This is a genomic window from Halomonas kalidii, from assembly GCF_030010475.1.
Classification (GTDB): domain Bacteria; phylum Pseudomonadota; class Gammaproteobacteria; order Pseudomonadales; family Halomonadaceae; genus Halomonas; species Halomonas heilongjiangensis.
This window is the reverse complement of record NZ_JASCQN010000041.1, coordinates 135,265-151,455: the sequence shown is the minus strand read 5'-3', so window position 1 is coordinate 151,455 and position 16,191 is coordinate 135,265. Positions and strand designations below refer to the sequence as shown.

The 16,191-nt window shown below is 67.0% G+C and carries 16 protein-coding genes and 2 tRNA genes; 10 read left to right on the top strand and 8 right to left on the bottom strand.

The genetic code is table 11. The features are described from left to right. Positions 1-14: 14 nt before the first annotated feature. The 3 genes from QLQ85_RS13200 to QLQ85_RS13190 form a co-directional block, all read right to left on the bottom strand. Positions 15-1,079 carry an endonuclease/exonuclease/phosphatase family protein gene (locus tag QLQ85_RS13200; RefSeq protein ID WP_282739413.1) on the bottom strand — a complete coding sequence of 355 codons (1,065 nt, stop codon included), beginning with the start codon at positions 1,077-1,079 and terminating at the stop codon, positions 15-17. 61 nt (positions 1,080-1,140) lie between these two features. Further along, a complete protein-coding gene (gene glpD / locus QLQ85_RS13195; RefSeq protein ID WP_282739412.1) occupies positions 1,141-2,643 on the bottom strand; it encodes a glycerol-3-phosphate dehydrogenase in 1,503 nt (500 codons plus the stop codon). A gap of 151 nt (positions 2,644-2,794) precedes the next feature. Next, positions 2,795-3,553, bottom strand: a complete 759-nt coding sequence (locus QLQ85_RS13190) for a DeoR/GlpR family transcriptional regulator (RefSeq protein WP_282739411.1) — start codon at positions 3,551-3,553, stop codon at positions 2,795-2,797. Between the two features lie 152 nt (positions 3,554-3,705). Between QLQ85_RS13190 and glpK the strand changes: the two genes are divergently transcribed. The 3 genes from glpK (at position 3,706) to QLQ85_RS13175 (ending at position 5,471) form a co-directional block, all read left to right on the top strand. Further along, positions 3,706-5,193, top strand: a complete 1,488-nt coding sequence (gene glpK, locus QLQ85_RS13185; RefSeq protein WP_282739410.1) for a glycerol kinase GlpK — start codon at positions 3,706-3,708, stop codon at positions 5,191-5,193. A gap of 89 nt (positions 5,194-5,282) precedes the next feature. Beyond that, positions 5,283-5,359: transfer RNA gene (locus QLQ85_RS13180), tRNA-Val, on the top strand. 35 nt (positions 5,360-5,394) lie between these two features. Next, positions 5,395-5,471: transfer RNA gene (locus QLQ85_RS13175), tRNA-Val, on the top strand. A 41-nt stretch (positions 5,472-5,512) separates the two neighbouring features. Here QLQ85_RS13175 and QLQ85_RS13170 read toward each other — a convergent pair. The 4 genes from QLQ85_RS13170 to QLQ85_RS13155 form a co-directional block, all read right to left on the bottom strand. Further along, positions 5,513-5,971: a GAF domain-containing protein gene (locus QLQ85_RS13170; protein WP_282739409.1), complete on the bottom strand. Its 459-nt coding sequence runs from the start codon at positions 5,969-5,971 to the stop codon at positions 5,513-5,515. A gap of 205 nt (positions 5,972-6,176) precedes the next feature. Further along, the gene (locus tag QLQ85_RS13165; RefSeq protein ID WP_282739408.1) at positions 6,177-6,989 is read right to left on the bottom strand and encodes a MetQ/NlpA family ABC transporter substrate-binding protein; all 813 of its coding nucleotides are present in this window, start codon (positions 6,987-6,989) and stop codon (positions 6,177-6,179) included. Positions 6,990-7,181: 192 nt separating this feature from the next. Further along, positions 7,182-7,835, bottom strand: coding sequence for a methionine ABC transporter permease (locus tag QLQ85_RS13160; protein WP_282739407.1), 654 nt, complete (start codon positions 7,833-7,835; stop codon positions 7,182-7,184). After that, positions 7,816-8,931, bottom strand: a complete 1,116-nt coding sequence (locus tag QLQ85_RS13155; protein ID WP_282739406.1) for a methionine ABC transporter ATP-binding protein — start codon at positions 8,929-8,931, stop codon at positions 7,816-7,818. The genes QLQ85_RS13160 and QLQ85_RS13155 overlap by 20 nt, the downstream gene beginning before the upstream one ends. Positions 8,932-9,352: 421 nt before the next feature. On the opposite strand from QLQ85_RS13155, the gene QLQ85_RS13150 reads away from it, so the two are divergent. From QLQ85_RS13150 to QLQ85_RS13120, 7 genes are all read left to right on the top strand, one after another. Continuing rightward, positions 9,353-9,982 carry a riboflavin synthase subunit alpha gene (locus QLQ85_RS13150; RefSeq protein WP_282739405.1) on the top strand — a complete coding sequence of 210 codons (630 nt, stop codon included), beginning with the start codon at positions 9,353-9,355 and terminating at the stop codon, positions 9,980-9,982. Between the two features lie 200 nt (positions 9,983-10,182). Beyond that, positions 10,183-11,487 carry an NCS2 family permease gene (locus QLQ85_RS13145; protein WP_282739404.1) on the top strand — a complete coding sequence of 435 codons (1,305 nt, stop codon included), beginning with the start codon at positions 10,183-10,185 and terminating at the stop codon, positions 11,485-11,487. Between the two features lie 22 nt (positions 11,488-11,509). Beyond that, entirely contained in the window at positions 11,510-12,055 is a 546-nt protein-coding gene (locus QLQ85_RS13140) for an adenine phosphoribosyltransferase (protein WP_282721763.1), read from the top strand. 10 nt (positions 12,056-12,065) lie between these two features. After that, positions 12,066-12,545: a xanthine phosphoribosyltransferase gene (gpt, locus tag QLQ85_RS13135; protein ID WP_282739403.1), complete on the top strand. Its 480-nt coding sequence runs from the start codon at positions 12,066-12,068 to the stop codon at positions 12,543-12,545. A gap of 3 nt (positions 12,546-12,548) precedes the next feature. Then, complete coding sequence (gene ung / locus QLQ85_RS13130; RefSeq protein ID WP_282739402.1) at positions 12,549-13,256, top strand: uracil-DNA glycosylase; 708 nt, start codon at positions 12,549-12,551, stop codon at positions 13,254-13,256. Positions 13,257-13,498: 242 nt separating this feature from the next. Further along, positions 13,499-14,128 (top strand): uracil phosphoribosyltransferase, encoded by a 630-nt coding sequence (gene upp, locus QLQ85_RS13125; protein WP_282721766.1) that lies wholly within the window; start codon positions 13,499-13,501, stop codon positions 14,126-14,128. 120 nt (positions 14,129-14,248) lie between these two features. After that, a complete protein-coding gene (locus QLQ85_RS13120) occupies positions 14,249-15,493 on the top strand; it encodes a uracil-xanthine permease family protein (RefSeq protein ID WP_282739401.1) in 1,245 nt (414 codons plus the stop codon). Positions 15,494-15,496: 3 nt separating this feature from the next. Here QLQ85_RS13120 and QLQ85_RS13115 read toward each other — a convergent pair whose 3' ends face one another. After that, the gene (locus tag QLQ85_RS13115) at positions 15,497-16,078 is read right to left on the bottom strand and encodes a cupin domain-containing protein (protein WP_282721767.1); all 582 of its coding nucleotides are present in this window, start codon (positions 16,076-16,078) and stop codon (positions 15,497-15,499) included. Between the last annotated feature and the right edge of the window lie 113 nt (positions 16,079-16,191).

Here is a 16,191-nt window from a genome sequence, read left to right as displayed (position 1 = left end):
CGGCGGGATCCCCGTCAGTCCGGTTGGTCGCGGGCCCGGGCCTCGCGGATCGTATCCCGGGCGTCGCGCCGTTCCTCGTGATCGGCCGCGGGGGCGTCGTGCTCGTCGGCCCGCGAGGGGCGGAAGCAGAGGGTGGCGAGGATGGGGAAGTGGTCGGAGCCGAAGCCGGGCAGGCGCGACATGGCCACGAGGGTGAAGTGCTCGCTGACGAAGATATGATCCAGCGGCCAGCGCAGGAAGGGGTAATCGGCATGGAAGGTACTGAACATGCCGCGTCCCTGCCGTGGGTCGAGCATGCCGCTGACACGACAGAAGAGTCGCGTGGTGCGTGACCAGGCCACGTCGTTGAGGTCCCCCACCACCAGCGTCGGCATGGGAGTCTCGTGGATTCGCTTGCCCACCAGCAGCAACTCTGCATCGCGCCACAGGGACTCCTCGCTCTCGTTGGGCGCCGGCGGCCGGGGGTGCAGGGCGTGCAGCCTGATGATGTCGCCGCTGTTCAGCGCAATATCGGTGTGTATCGAGGGAATGTCCTCCTGGATCAGCCATTCGACCCGGGGAGCCAGCAGGGGCAACCGGGAGTAGAGGTGCATGCCGTACAGGTTGTCGAGCGGGACCTTGACGCCATGCGACCAGCCCGCACCCAGGGCCGCATCGAGCCGTTGCTGCCACCAGTCGTCCGACTCGAGGGTCACTATCACGTCCGGGTCGTAGCGCTGGATCAGGCCGACGAGCCTGTCGGCATTCCGGTTGGGGGTAAGCACGTTGGCCACCAACACGGTCAGGCATCGCGACTCCTGACCGGGCTCGGCCGCCTGGACCTGCACCGGCCACAGGCGGGTCCAGGGCAGGATGCGAGGGACTTGCAGCGCCAGGGTCGCGAGGCTCGCCGCCAGGCATGCCCAGGACCAGGGTGGCCCGGCGAGCGGCGAGAGCGCCGCCGTGACCAGGGCAAGCACGGCCAGCTGCAGACGCGGGAATTCGCAGGCGCGTATCCACCACCAGCGCACCGGCAGTCTGGCGATGAGCGTGGTGCCGAGCAGCAGCATGGCCAGGCCGGTCAGCGTGGGGGCGAGCATGCGTTGAGTCTCTGTCGTAGGGGTGGCAGCCATCCTTATCACAGCCTGCCCCGCGAGAGAATCATGCCGCCAGCCCGTGGCGATGCGCCGTCACGTGTCGCGACACTGCCTGCACCTGTGCCGGGGTCAGGCGCAGGCCGAGCTTGGTGCGCCGCCAGAGGATGTCCTCGGCGCTGCGTGCCCATTCGTGGTCGACCAGGTAATCCACCTCGGCGGCGGTGAGCCCTGCGCCGAACGCTTCGCCCAGAGCCTCTTCACTGGTGGCCCCGTGCAGAAAACGCAGGCAGAGGCTGCCGTAGCTGCGGGCGAAGCGCCGTGCCCTGGCGTCGCCGAGGAAGGGGTAATCGGCGAGCAGGCGGGCGGTGAAGTCGTGATGATCGCCGATGTCACCGCCGGGCAGCAGGGCCGCCGCCGTCCAGGGGCCCTCCATGCCGGGAAAGTGGGGCCGCAGCGCATGCAGGGCCGCCTCGGCGAGCTTGCGATAGGTGGTGATCTTGCCGCCGAACACCGACAGCAGGGGCGCGCCGTCGCTGTCCAGGTCGAGGGTGTAGTCGCGGGTCATCGCCGATGGATCGGCGGACTCGTCGTCGCACAGCGGGCGCACGCCGGCGAAGGTGGCGATGACGTCCTCTCTCCCCAACTGGCGGCGGAAGTGGCCATTGACCACCTCGAGCAGGTAGCCGATCTCCTCATCGCTGGCCGTCACCCGGGCAGGGTCGCCGTCGTGGCGTCGGTCGGTGGTGCCGATCAGGCTGAACGACTCCTCGTAGGGCAGCACGAAGACGATACGCCGGTCGCTGTTCTGCAGGATATAGGCGCGGTCGTCGCGGTTGAGACGGGGCACGATCAGGTGGCTGCCGCGGATCATGCGAATGGCGTAGCGGGACGTTCGCCCGGCCTGGTCGCGCACCACGCTCTCCACCCACGGGCCGGCGGCATTGACCAGCACCCGTGCCCGGCGCTCGAAGCGGGTGCCGCTCTCGACGTCCTCCAGGCAAATGACCCAGTGCCCGGCCTCCTGTCGTGTCGCGACGCAGCGGGTGCGGACCAGGATCTCGGCACCATGCTCCCTGGCCTGGAGGGCGTTGAGCACCACCAGGCGCGCGTCATCGACCCAGCAGTCGGAGTACTCGAAGCCGCGGGTGATGCCGGGGCTGAGCCCGTCCTCCTCGGCGAAGGTCACCCCTCGCGATCCGGCCAGGCGCTGCCGCCGCCCCAGGTGGTCGTAGAGGAAGAGGCCCGCGCGCAGCACCCAGGCCGGCCGCAGGTGAGGGCGGTGGGGCAGGACGAACCGCAGCGGCCAGATGATATGGGGGGCCTTGGCCAGCAGTACCTCGCGTTCGCGCAGGGCCTCGTGCACCAGGCGAAACTCGCGATGCTCCAGATAGCGCAGGCCGCCATGGATCAACTTGCTGCTGGCCGAGGAGGTGGCGCTGGCCAGGTCGGCCTGCTCGCACAGCGCCACCCGGAGGCCGCGTCCGGCGGCATCGACGGCGATGCCGGCGCCGTTGATGCCGCCCCCGATGACGAAGAGATCGATCACCTCACTTGCCTTGCCGCCCATGGATGTCTCCTGCGTGACTGATACGGGTCGCCGCCGTCATGATGGATGTTAGAAACCGAAAATAGATGAATCAAAACCGAACATCAAGAGGCGAGGCGAATTTCTCCCGCCGTGGCGGGGCGATCGCGGGAGGGGGGGCTGAAGGGATCGGTCAGGCGATATGCAGGGCCACGTCGTGCGCCTCCAGCAGGCGCAGGATGGCCTCCGGCGGGCGACGGTCGGTGAACAGGGCGTCGAGCTGGCCGAGATTTCCCTGGCGAACGACCGGGTTGCGGTGGAACTTGGAGTGATCGGCGGCCAGGAACACCTGGCGTGAATTGCGGATGATCGCCTGGGCGACGCGTACCTCCTGATAGTCGAACTCGAGCAGCGAGCCATCCTCGTCGATGCCGCTGATGCCGATGATGCCGTAGTCGACCTTGAACTGGTTGATGAAGTCGATGGTGGCTTCGCCGATGATGCCGCCGTCACGCGGGCGCACCTGGCCGCCGGCGATGATCACGTTGAAGTCCTCCTTGTGCTGGAGAATGGCCGCCACCTTGAGGTTGTTGGTGATCACCTCCAGGCCCTGGTGCTCGAGCAGGGCCTCGGCGACCACTTCGTTGCTGGTGCCGATGTTGATGAACAGCGAGGCGTGGTCGGGGATATGCCGGGCCAGCAGGGCGGCGATGCGTTGCTTGGCCTCCAGGTTCAGGGTCTTGCGGGTGTTGTAGGAGGTATTGACCGTGCTCGACTCGAGTCCGGCACCGCCATGGACCCGGCGGATCAGGCCCTCGCCGGCCAGGGCATTGAGGTCGCGCCGAATGGTCTGCGGGGTGACCGTGAAATGGTCGGTGAGCTGCTCGATGCTGGCATAGCCCTGGCGGCGGACCAGGTCGACGATGGCGTCCTGTCGTTGCTGCTGGTTCATGTCGGCTCCTTGTCAATCGCCCCATTGTAGGCCATCCCGGGAGGAGGGAGCAGACCGCAGGAGGGCATCGTTCGACAAAAGTCGTAAAGCAATACGAACACACTGCAGTACTCTTGATGATCACAAACGAACATCCACCGACAGGAACCACCATGGCCGACTACCTGCTTGCCATCGACCAGGGCACCACCAGCTCCCGTGCCATTCTCTTCGATCGCGAAGGTCGCAATCGGGCCATGGCCCAGCGCGAGTTCGCTCAGCACTTCCCGGCGGACGGCTGGGTCGAGCACGACCCGGAGGCGATCTGGGAAACGGTGCTCGCCACCTGCCGCGAGGTGATCGAGCGCTCCGGTGTCGGGCTCGAGGAGATCGTCGGCATCGGCATCACCAACCAGCGCGAGACCACGCTGCTGTGGGACAGGGTGACCGGCGAGCCGCTGCACAATGCCATCGTCTGGCAGGACAGGCGTACGGCGGATGCCTGCCGGCGGCTGCGCGAGGCGGGGCATACCGAGGCGGTGCAGGCGAGCACCGGGCTGCTGATCGACCCCTACTTCTCGGCCACCAAGCTCGCCTGGCTGCTGGAGCACGTCGAGGGGGCCCGGGCGCGGGCCGAGCGCGGCGAACTGGCCTTCGGCACGGTCGACAGCTTCCTGATCTGGCGACTCACCGGCGGCCGGGTGCATGCCACCGATGCCACCAACGCCTCGCGCACGGCGCTGTTCAACATCCATGAGCAGCGCTGGGACCCGGCACTGCTCGCGCTCTTCGAGATCCCCGCGAGCCTGCTGCCCGAGGTGAAGGACTCCAGCGACGACTTCGGCACCGTCGAGGCGCGCTGGCTGGGTGGCGAGTTGCCCATCGCCGGTGTCGCCGGTGACCAGCAGGCGGCGCTGTTCGGCCAGGCCTGTTTCGAGCCGGGCATGGGCAAGAGCACCTACGGCACCGGTTGCTTCATGATCGTCAACACCGGTGAAGCCGCCGAAACCTCCCGCAACCGCCTGCTGACCACCATCGGCTATCGCCTCCATGGCAAGCCCACCTACGCCATGGAGGGCAGCATCTTCGTGGCCGGCGCCACGGTGCAGTGGCTGCGCGACGGCCTGCGGTTGTTCGCCGACGCCGCCGAGACCGAGGCCCTGGCGCGACAGACCCGCAGCGGCCATAGCGTCTACCTGGTGCCGGCCTTCACCGGGCTGGGGGCGCCGCACTGGGACCCGAAGGCCCGTGGCGCGATCCTCGGCCTGACCCGCGATACCGGCATCGCCGAGATCGTCGCCGCCGGTCTGCAGGCGGTCTGCTACCAGACCCGCGACCTGCAGGTCTGCATGAGCGACGACATGGCGGCCACGCCGAGCACCCTGCGGGTGGATGGCGGCATGGTCAGCAACAACTGGGTGATGCAGTTCCTCGCCGACATGCTCGGCGTCCAGGTCGACCGTCCCACGGTGCTCGAGACCACCGCCCTCGGAGCGGCCTATCTCGCCGGGCTGCGACTCGGCTGGTACCGCGACCTGGACGAGATCGCCGGGCTCTGGCAGTGCGAGCGCAGCTTCGTGCCGAAGATGGAGGAGGGCGAACGCGAACGGCTCTACCAGGGCTGGCAGGAGGCGGTGGAAAGGGTCAAAAGCGCTCGTTGAGGGCTTGCAAATGCCAGCAGTTTCGGTAATATACGCATCCGTTGCCGCGGCGCCGAGAGCGTCGCGCAGCCGACAGGATGAGCCGATGCAGGACCATAGCTCAGTTGGTTAGAGCGCCACGTTGACATCGTGGAGGTCGGCGGTTCAAATCCGCCTGGTCCTACCATTTTCTGGCGGCTGCGATCCTGGCAACAGCGTGACAGGACCATAGCTCAGTTGGTTAGAGCGCCACGTTGACATCGTGGAGGTCAGCGGTTCAAATCCGCTTGGTCCTACCAGCTCCCGAGACGCCCCCGCAGCCCTGCTGCGGGGGCGTCTCTCATTCCAGATCCGTTCGTTCGACGAAGACGGCCATCAGGGCCTCGATGCCGGCCTGGTCGGCGGCCGTGAAGCGGCCGCGCAGCGGGCTGTCCAGATCCAGGACGCCCCACAGGCGGTCTCCGGTCACGATGGGCACCACCAGCTCGGCGTTGGAGGCGGCGTCGCAGGCGATATGGTCGGCGATGGCGTGTACGTCATCGATGCGCTGGGTCTGCCGCGTGCGCGCCGCGGCACCGCAGACCCCCTTGTCGAAGGGGATCGGGTGGCAGGCCGGCTTGCCCTGGAAGGGGCCCAGCGAGAGCATTTCCGGCTCACGCTGCAGGTAGAAACCGGCCCAGTTGAGCGCGGGGATCTCCTGCCTCAGGAAGGCGCAGGCCTGGGCGCTGTTGGTCAGCCAGTCGCGGGTGTCGAGCAGCGCCGCGAGCTGGCGGGCCAGCAGGGCGTAGTCCGGTGTCATGGTGGCTCCTTCAACGACAGGGGCCGGCGCAGTGGCCGACCCTGTAGGCATCTCGAATTGTGGTGTCGCTCGGGGCTGATCCGTCGGCAAGCCTGCGAGGAGGCGCTGTGAACCCCTCCATGGGCGCTACCGACGCCATCCCTGGCGTAGGACCTCCTCTTCGGCTTGCCCCCGGCGCCCCTCGCTGCAGGTAATTGAGCTGCCCTTACTTCCAGCCGGGAACCGCCTGGGGCCCGAACAGCTCCTCGGCCTTGGCCTCGACCTCGTCGGTCTGGTAGGCCTCGACCAGCTGGCGGATCGCCTCGCGCTCCTCGTCGCCGGCGCGCACGGCGATCAGGTTGACGTAGGGTGACTCCGGGCCCTCCTTGATCAGGGCGTCGTCCAGGCTCAGGCCGGCAGGCTGGGCGAAGGTGTTGTTGATGAAGGCCATGTCGACGTCGGGCAGCACGCGCGGCAGCTGAGCGGCCTCGATCTCGCGAAACTCGTAGTCGTGGGGGTTGTCGACGATGTCCAGCGGCGTGGCCTCCAGGTTCTCCGGGTCGGCGAGTTCGATGAGCTCAAGATTGTGCATCAGGATCAACGCGCGGCCCTCGTTGGAGGGGTCGTTGGGCAGGGCGATGATGGCCTCGTCCGGCAGCTCCTCGATGCTGTCGTACTTCTCGGAGTAGGCGCCGATGGGGTAGACGAAGGTGTAGCCGGCCACGGCGAAGTCGTAGCCGCGGTCCTCCACCATGCTCTGCATGTAGGGCTCGTGCTGGTAGGCGTTGGCGTCCAGGCTGCCATCGGCCAGTGCCGCGTTGGGCGAGACATAGTCGGTGAACTCGACGATCTCCACCTCGAGGCCGAATTCCTCCCGGGCGATGCCGGCAGCGACTTCCATCACCTCGGTCTCCGGGCCGGCCACGGTGCCGATCTTGATGGTGCGGCTCACGTCGGCATCGTCGCTGCCGCAGCCGGCCACCAGGGCCGCGCCGGCCAGGGTGGCGGCACCGAGCAGGCGGGTCAGGGTCACTTGCATGTCGTCATTCTCCTTTGCGTGCCAAATGGCTGCGCGGGCGAATCGCTGCGTTGCGCGGTGCTCGGAATCCTCATGTAGCAGGCTACACTCCGGTTCCTGCGCTCCGTGCGCCTTGCGCTTCATCCCGCTCGCCTATTTGGCTTGTTCAGCGGTTCCTTGGGTGGCGTCCGCGGTTATTCTGCCTTGATGAAGTTACTTGTGATCGGTGCGCCGTACCAGGCGGTCGCCGAGCATCTGGAAACCCTGCACCATCACCACCAGGATCACCACCGTGATCAGCATCACCGTGGGATCGAAGCGGTTGTAGCCGTACCGGATGCCCAGGTCGCCGAGGCCGCCGCCGCCCACGGCGCCGGCCATGGCCGAATAGCTGATCAGGGTCACCACGGTGATGGTCAGTCCGGTGATGATGCCGCCCCTGGCCTCCGGCAGCAGCACCTTGAGGATGATCTGCCGGGGCGTGGCCCCCATGGACTGGGCGGCCTCCACCAGTCCGGGCGGCACCTCGTTGAGGGCGCCCTCCACCAGTCGTGCCACGAAGGGAATGGCGGCAATGGTCAGCGGCACGATGGCGGCGTTGGTACCGATGGAGGTGCCGACGAGCATCCGCGTGAAGGGGATGATCGCCACCATCAGGATGATGAAGGGCACCGAGCGGCCGACGTTGGTCACGGCGCCGAGCACCTGGCTGGCCAGGGGGTGGGCCAGCACCTGGCCCGGGCGGGTGACGTAGAGCAGCACGCCGAGGGGGACGCCGAGCAGTGCCGAGATCAGCCCCGAGACGCCTACCATGTAGAGGGTGTCGAGGGTGGCCCTGATGATGAGGTCAATCATCGCGCCGGACATGGCCGAGCACCTCCACGTGAAGATCATGGGTTTCGAGATAGTCGATGGCGCGGGCGGTTTCGCGCGTCGCGCCGATCAGTTCGGCGATCATCAGCCCCAGGGTGCGCTCCTGGATCGACTCCACCTTGGCCTGCAGGATGCTCACGTCGACGCCGCACTCCCGGGCCAGCCGCGAGATCAGCGGGGTCGACACGGCGTCGCCGGAGAAGGCCAGGCGTACCACCGGATGGGTATGGTCGCCGGGTGTCTCCTCGAGGCGTTCTATCAGCGCCCGGGGTGGCTCGAGCTGCAGGAAGTCGTTGAGGAACTCACGCCCCAGCCGGGTGCGCGGGGCGGTGAAGAAATCCCCGACGTCGGCCTCCTCGACCAGCTTGCCGTCGGAGATCAGGCTGACCCGGTGACAGATCGACTTGACCACCTCCATCTCGTGGGTGATCAGCAGGATGGTCAGGCCGAGCTTGTGGTTGATGTCGCGCAGCAGCGCCAGGATCGCGCCGGTGGTCTGGGGGTCGAGTGCCGAGGTGGCCTCGTCGCACAGTAGTACCCGCGGGCGGCTGGCGAGCGCCCGGGCGATGGCGACCCGCTGCTTCTGGCCGCCGGAGAGCCGGGCGGGGTACTGGTCGGCCTTGTCGGCCAGGCCGACGAGCTCCAGCAGCGGCGTGACCCGCTCGCGGATCGCGGCGCGCTTCATGCCCATCAGTTCCAGCGGCAGCGACACGTTGTCGAAGACGTTGCGGTTGGTCAGCAGGTTGAAGTGCTGGAAGATCATGCCGATCCGATGGCGTGCCCGGTGGAGGGCGCCATTGGCGAGCCCGGTGAGCTCCTGGCCGTCGACGAAGACGGAGCCGGCGGTGGGGCGTTCGAGCAGGTTGACGCAGCGGATCAGCGTCGACTTGCCGGCCCCGGACAGGCCGATGACGCCGTGGATCTGCCCCTGGGGGACGTGCAGGTCGACATTCTTCAGGGCCTCGACGACCCTGGGCTCGGCATCTCGCCCGGGTGAGGCATCGGAACGCCCCTTGCCACGGCTCTTGAGGCCGCCCTTGAGGCCGCCTTTGAGATAGTAGGTCTTGGAAACGTTGTGCAGTCGGATCATGGAAGCCTCCGCGGGGGAGGGCGCCCGGGCGGCGCGGGCCATGCAGCGGGGGCAAAAAAAAAGGCCACCCTGGCGGGTGGCCATCAACGCTGGACACACCCTTTTAGCTGCACTTCACACCACGGTCGCCTGGAGGGCGATCGCGGCGCTGGCGCCCGCAATCCGGGTACAAATCGGCGCCATCAAAATGTGGGGCGAAGACTAAGACCAAAGCCAAAAACTGTCAAGCATGGCGGTTCATGATCCGGCTATTCGGGTGCTTTTGTAGAGAATCGTTCTGCAATATGGGGTAAGAAGGAATTATTTTCTGATATCGCCGGACCGATGAGGTGTCGGTGCATGGACGCCGGGCCCGGGAATTCCCTACACTATCTGGCTTTCCGGTATCCCGCGGCCGATGCCGCGACAGCGAGGAGCTCCCATGTTTACAGGCATCGTGCAGGGCACGGCGGAAGTGGTCGCCATCGAGGAGGCCGAGGCCTTTCGCACCCATGTGGTCGCGCTGCCCGAGGCCCTGCGCCACGGGCTCGAGATCGGCGCCTCGGTGGCCCACAACGGTGTCTGTCTCACGGCCACCGCGATCGACGGCGAGCGGATCAGCTTCGACCTGATGCGCGAGACCCTCAGGCTGACCAACCTCGGGGCGTTGCGGGTGGGGGACCGCGTCAATATCGAGCGGGCGGCGCGTTTCGGCGACGAGATCGGCGGCCATGCCATGTCCGGCCACGTGATGGCCATGGCCGAGCTGGTGGAGCTCGACGAGGCCCCCAACAACCGGCGTCTGTGGTTCGAGCTGCCCCATGCCCTGGGTCGCTTTCTGTTCGACAAGGGCTACATCGGGGTGGACGGCATCAGCCTGACCATCGGCGAGGTCAAGCCCGCCACGGCGACCCGGGGGCCACGCTTCTGCGTCAATCTGATTCCCGAGACCCTGGCGCGCACCGTCCTGGTCGATCGAGTGCCCGGCGATGTCGTCAACATCGAGATCGATCCCCAGACCCAGGCGATCGTCGAGACCGTGGAGCGGGTACTGGCCGCACGCGGGGCCTGAACGCGGTATCGGGTTGACCATTCCGTCAAGCCTGCGTTGGAGGATCGGCTGGCGCATGGCCCGTTGGTTGCTTATATAAGGCGGATGGAGCCGCCCCATGGCGTTGCCCGCCGTCTCGCATCCCGACAGGGCATTGGGTACCATGAGCGGCTTTTCTCGCACCCCGGACGACGCTACTGTCCCCGCGCAGGAAGACAACGATGCTGAAACGCCTCATCGACGACCATTTCAAGCTGGCCGAGCACAACACCGACGTGAAGACCGAGGTCATTGCCGGGATCACCACCTTCCTGACCATGGCCTACATCATCTTCGTCAACCCCAGCATTCTCTCCGAGGCGGGCATGGACTATGGCGCGGTCTTCGTCGCCACCTGCCTGGCCGCGGCCGTGGGCTGTCTGATCATGGGCGTGTGGGCCAACTACCCGATCGCCCAGGCGCCCGGCATGGGCCTCAACGCCTTCTTCACCTACGGCGTGGTGCTGGGCATGGGCTACACCTGGGAGGCCGCGCTGGGGGCGGTGTTCTTCTCCGGTTTCTGCTTCTTCCTGCTCAGTGTCTTCAAGATCAGGGAGTGGATCATCAACTCGATCCCGCTCTCCCTGCGGCTGGGGATCGCCGCGGGGATTGGCCTGTTCCTGGCGATGATCGCCCTGAAGAACGCGGGCATCGTGGTCGCCAACCCGGCCACCTACGTGGCGCTCGGCGACCTGTCGCAGCCGCCGGCGATCTACGCGCTGCTGGGCTTCTTCGTGATCACGGCGCTGGCCTATCTGAAAGTCACCGGGGCGGTGATGATCGGCATCCTGGGGATCACCGTGCTGGCGATGCTCCTGGGCCACAATGAGTTCGGCGGCCTGATGTCCATGCCGCCCTCCATCGCCCCGACCTTCATGGCGCTCGACCTGGCGGGGGCGCTGGACGTGGCCATGCTCAGCGTGATCTTCGCCTTCCTGTTCGTCGACCTGTTCGACACCTCGGGCACCCTGGTGGGCGTGGCGCACAAGGGCGGCCTGCTCGACAAGGACGGCAAGCTGCCCCGGCTCGGGCGCGCCATGATGGCCGACAGCGGCGCCTCCATGGCCGGTGCCGTGCTCGGCACCTCGACCACCACCAGCTACATCGAATCCACCGCGGGCATCGTCTCGGGCGGGCGTACCGGGCTGACCGCGGTGGTAGTGGCCGTGCTCTTCCTGGTCAGCCTGTTCTTCGCCCCCCTGGCGGGCTCCATCCCGGCCTACGCCACTGCCGGCGCGCTGCTCTACGTGGCGGTGCTGATGGCCGGCAGCCTGGCCCACGCCAACTGGGACGATCCCACCGACGCCGCCCCGGTGCTGATCGCCGCCCTGGCCATGCCGCTGACCTTCTCGATCGCCGAGGGCATCGCCCTGGGGTTCATCAGCTATGCCGCCATCAAGACGCTGTCCGGGCGGTTCAAGGATCTCAATCCGGCGGTGATCGTGCTGGCGCTACTCTTTGTATTGAAGTTCCTGTTCCTCGACTGACATCCACCTACCGAGATTCGCGATGAGTATCTATGGCGACTACATCAAGTCCGTGATCCGCACCGTCCCCGACTGGCCGCAGCCGGGGGTCAACTTCCGCGACATCACGCCGCTACTGCAGAACAGCGCGGCCTTTCGCAAGCTGATCGACAGTTTCGTGCACCGTTACCAGGAGATGGATCTCGACGCCATCGCCGCCATCGACGCTCGCGGCTTCATCGTCGGCGCGCCACTGGCCTACGAACTGGGCTGCAGCTTCGTCCCGGTGCGCAAGAAGGGCAAGTTGCCGTTCAAGACCATCAGCGAGACCTACACCCTGGAGTACGGCGAGGCCGAGGTCGAGCTGCACTCCGACGCCTTCCGCCAGGGCGATCGCATCCTGATCGTCGACGACCTCATCGCCACCGGCGGCACCATGCTGGCCGCCGCCAAGCTGATCACCCGCAGCGGCGGGCAGGTGGTCGAGACCGCCACCATCGTCGACCTGCCGGATCTCGGCGGGGCACAGCGCATCCGCGAGGCCGGCTTCGGGGTCTTCGCGGTCTGTTCCTTCACCGAGGATGAGTGAGTCTCCCGCCATGAGCAGCCATCGCTATCATCAGCATTTCACCGTCTCCTGGGACCAGCTCCATCGCGACGTGCGCGAGCTCTGCCACCGATTGATCGAGCGTGATTTCAAGGGCATCGTCGCCATCACCCGGGGCGGGTTGATCCCCGCCGCGCTGATCGCCCGCGAACTCAACGTGCGGTTGATCGATACCGTCTGCATCAAGAGCTACGATCACATGGACCAGGGCGGGCTCGATGTGATGAAGGGCGTCGATCACGACGGCGAAGGCTGGTTGCTGGTCGACGACCTGGTCGATACCGGCAAGACCGCGCGCAAGGTGCGCGAGATGCTGCCCAAGGCGCACTTCGTCACCGTCTATGCCAAGCCCGAGGGGCGACCCCTGGTCGACCAGTACCTCACCGAGGTGGCCCAGGACTGCTGGATCCAGTTTCCCTGGGACATGGGCATCGCCTATGTCGAGCCGCTGGTCGATCAGGTGAAGCGCTGACCCATGACCTGTCCTCTTCCCGACAGCTGGCAGCGGTGGCTGGGCGCCGAGTTCGAGGCCCCCTACATGCAGGCCCTGCGCGACTTCCTGGCCGCCGAGAAGGCGGCCAGGAAGGTCATCTATCCGCACTCCTCGAACTGGTTCCGGGCCTTCGAGCTCACGCCGCTCGATCGGGTGCGCGTGGTGATCCTGGGGCAGGACCCCTACCACGGGCCCGACCAGGCCCATGGCCTCTGCTTCTCGGTGCGCCCCGGGGTTCCCGTGCCGCCCTCGCTGGTCAATATCTACAAGGAACTGGCTGCGGATGTCGGCTTCCGGCCGGTGAACCACGGCTGCCTCGAGCACTGGGCGCGCCAGGGGGTGCTGCTGCTGAATACCTCGTTGACGGTGGAGCAGGGCAATGCCGGCTCGCACCGCGGCAAGGGATGGGAGGCCTTCACCGACCGCGCCATCGCCACGGTCAACGAGCACGCCGAGCCCTCGGTATTCCTGCTGTGGGGCAGCCATGCCCGGCAGAAGAAGGCGCTGGTCGACACCTCTCGTCACCTGGTGCTGGAGTCGCCGCACCCCTCGCCGCTCTCGGCGCACCGTGGCTTCTTCGGCAACCACCACTTCTCCCGGGCCAATGCCTACCTGGTCGAGCGCGGCCGCACGCCGATCGACTGGCAGCTGCCTGAAGGTTCCGACGAGGGCCAAGGTAATCGCAGCTGAACATGATAAGGGGCGCCGGGGACAGGTCGTAGAGGAGGTCCTTCGCCATGGATGGCGAAGGTAGCGCCCAGGGAGGGGTTCATAGCGCCTCCTCGTAGACCTGTCGACGGATCAGCCCCGAGCGACGAGAGCGATGCGCCTTAACCTCACGGAGCGATACGGGTAAAATGACGCGCAATTTGTCGGTGCCGTCCCTCCGACGAAGGTCGCCCCCGATCCATTGCCGCCAAGAGGTTCCTGCCATGAGCGTTCACGCCATCCACCATCCGCTGGTCCAGCACAAGTTGGGCCTGATGCGCGAGGCCGGCATCAGTACCAAGAGCTTCCGCGAGCTGGCGGGCGAGCTGGCCAAGCTGCTCACCTACGAAGCGACCCAGGACCTGGAGCTCGAGACCCAGGAGATCGATGGCTGGAGCGGGCAGCCCATTCCGGTGCAGCTGCTCAAGGGCAAGAAGGTCACCATCGTGCCGATCCTGCGTGCCGGGCTCGGCATGCTCGACGGCGTCACCGACCTGATCCCCAGCGCCCGGGTCAGCGTGGTGGGCCTCTACCGTGACGAGGAGACCCTGGAGCCGGTGCCCTATTTCGCCAAGTTCGCGAACGATCTCGACGAGCGCCTGGCGATCGTCATCGACCCGATGCTGGCGACCGGTGGCACCATGGTCGCGACCCTGGACATGCTGCGCGATCGCGGCTGCCAGCAGATGAAGGTGATCGTGCTGGTGGCGGCCCCGGAAGGCATCAAGCGGGTGCAGGAGGCCTACCCGGAGATCGAGATCTACACCGCCGCGGTGGACGACCACCTCGACGAGCACGGCTATATCGTGCCGGGGCTCGGCGATGCGGGTGACAAGATCTTCGGCACCCGCTGATTCCTGGCAGGAACCTGGCTGCGCCAGCCGACGCCCCCGAGATTGCCGATCCGGGGGCGTTCTCTTTGTCATCTCATCCATCGCTTGCGACATCACTGGCGACAATACGGAGAATTCCGCATGACGGATTCAAGCGCGGCGGCCCGGGTGCCGGTCGACTCCCCGCTCAAGACCCTGCTGACCGGGGCCCAGATGCTCTTCGTGGCCTTCGGCGCCCTGGTGCTGGTGCCGCTGCTCACCGGTCTCGACCCCAGCGTGGCGCTGTTCACCGCCGGCATCGGCACGCTGCTCTTCCACGGCGTGACCCGGGTCACGGTGCCGGTGTTCCTGGCCTCGTCGTTCGCCTTCATCGCGCCGATCCAGGGCTCGGTGGCGAGCTTCGGGGTCTCCGCCACCCTCGGCGGGCTCTTCGCCGCCGGCCTGGTCTACGTGGCGATCTCCCAGGCGGTGCGCCTCAAGGGGACCGTCTGGCTGCACCGGCTGCTGCCACCGGTGGTGGTGGGGCCGGTGATCATGGTGATCGGCCTGGCGCTGGCGCCGGTGGCGGTGAGCATGGCCACCGGCGAGACCAGCGAGCATATCGGCTATGGCCCGGCGATCTTCCTCTCCATGGCCAGCCTGCTGGTGACCCTGGTGCTGGCGGTATTCGGCCGTGGCCTGCTGCGACTCATCCCGATCATGGGCGGGATCGCCACCGGCTACGCGCTGGCGCTTGCCATGGGCGTGGTGGACTTCACGTCGGTCGACGAGGCCGCCTGGGTATCGATCCCCGAGTTCACCGCGCCTAGCTTCCACTGGGCGGCGATCCTGTTCATGATCCCGGTGGCCATCGCCCCGGCGGTGGAGCATATCGGCGACATGGTCGCCATCGGCTCGGTGACCCGTCGCAACTACCTGGAGACGCCCGGCCTGCACCGCACCCTGCTGGGCGACGGCCTGGCCACCTCCGCCGCGGCGCTGTTCGGCGGCCCGCCCAACACCACCTACTCCGAGGTCACCGGGGCGGTGACCCTGACCCGGGCCTTCAACCCGAAGATCATGGTGGTGGCGGCCTGCATCGCCATCGGCCTGGCCTTCGTCGCCAAGCTCGGCGCGCTGCTGCAGACCATCCCCGGCCCGGTGATGGGTGGCATCATGACGCTGCTGTTCGGCTCCATCGCCGTGGTCGGCATGAACACCCTGGTGCGCGCCGGCCACTCGCTGACCGCGCCGCGCAACCTGGTGGTGGTCTCGCTGATCCTGGTGTTCGGTATCGGCGGCATGCAGTTCGGTGGCGGCCAGTTCACCCTGCAGGGGGTCAGCCTCGCCGCCCTGGTGGGCATCGTGCTCAACTGGGTCCTGCCCGGCGCCGACGAGGACGAATGACCCTCAGGCGTGATGCAGCTCCTGCCCGCCGTCCGAGAAGGTCGGCGGGGTGTTGGCGCTGACGATCACGCACTCCGTCTCGCCCACGTTGCGGAAGCGGTGGGGCAGGCGGGAGTCGAAGTAGTAGGCATCGCCCGCGCCGAGCACCGCGGCTTCGCCGTTCACGGTGATCTCGACGGTCCCCGAGATCACCACCCCGCCTTCCTCGCCCTCGTGCTCGAGCATCTCCTCGCCGGTGTCGGCACCGGGGGGGTAGCGCTCATGGATGATCGACATGCTGCGGTCGGGGCGCCTGGCCGCCACCAGCCGCCAGGAGAGATGGCCGTCGCCGATCTCGGTGAGCTCGTCGGCCGGATAGAAGGGGCGCGGCTGGCTCAGCTCGTCGCCGGCGAAGAAGGCGCTGATCGATACCGGCAGGGCATCGAGAATCTTCTTCAGCGAGCTCACCGAGGGGCTGACGCTGTTCTGCTCGACCAGTGAGATGGTGCTGTTGGTGACGCCGGCTCGCTTGGCCAGTTCGCGCTGGGAGAGGCCGCGGGCGTTGCGCAGCTGGCGCAGGCGAGACCCCACATCGAATCCTTGCATCGGCTGTCCTGTCGTCTGGGGAGCTATGATCGTTGAAGATCCTTGACACCATGATACCCGCTCGGCCGGCCGGCGATAAGCCGACGTCTTGATCGGCATCAGGAGCGGCGCCC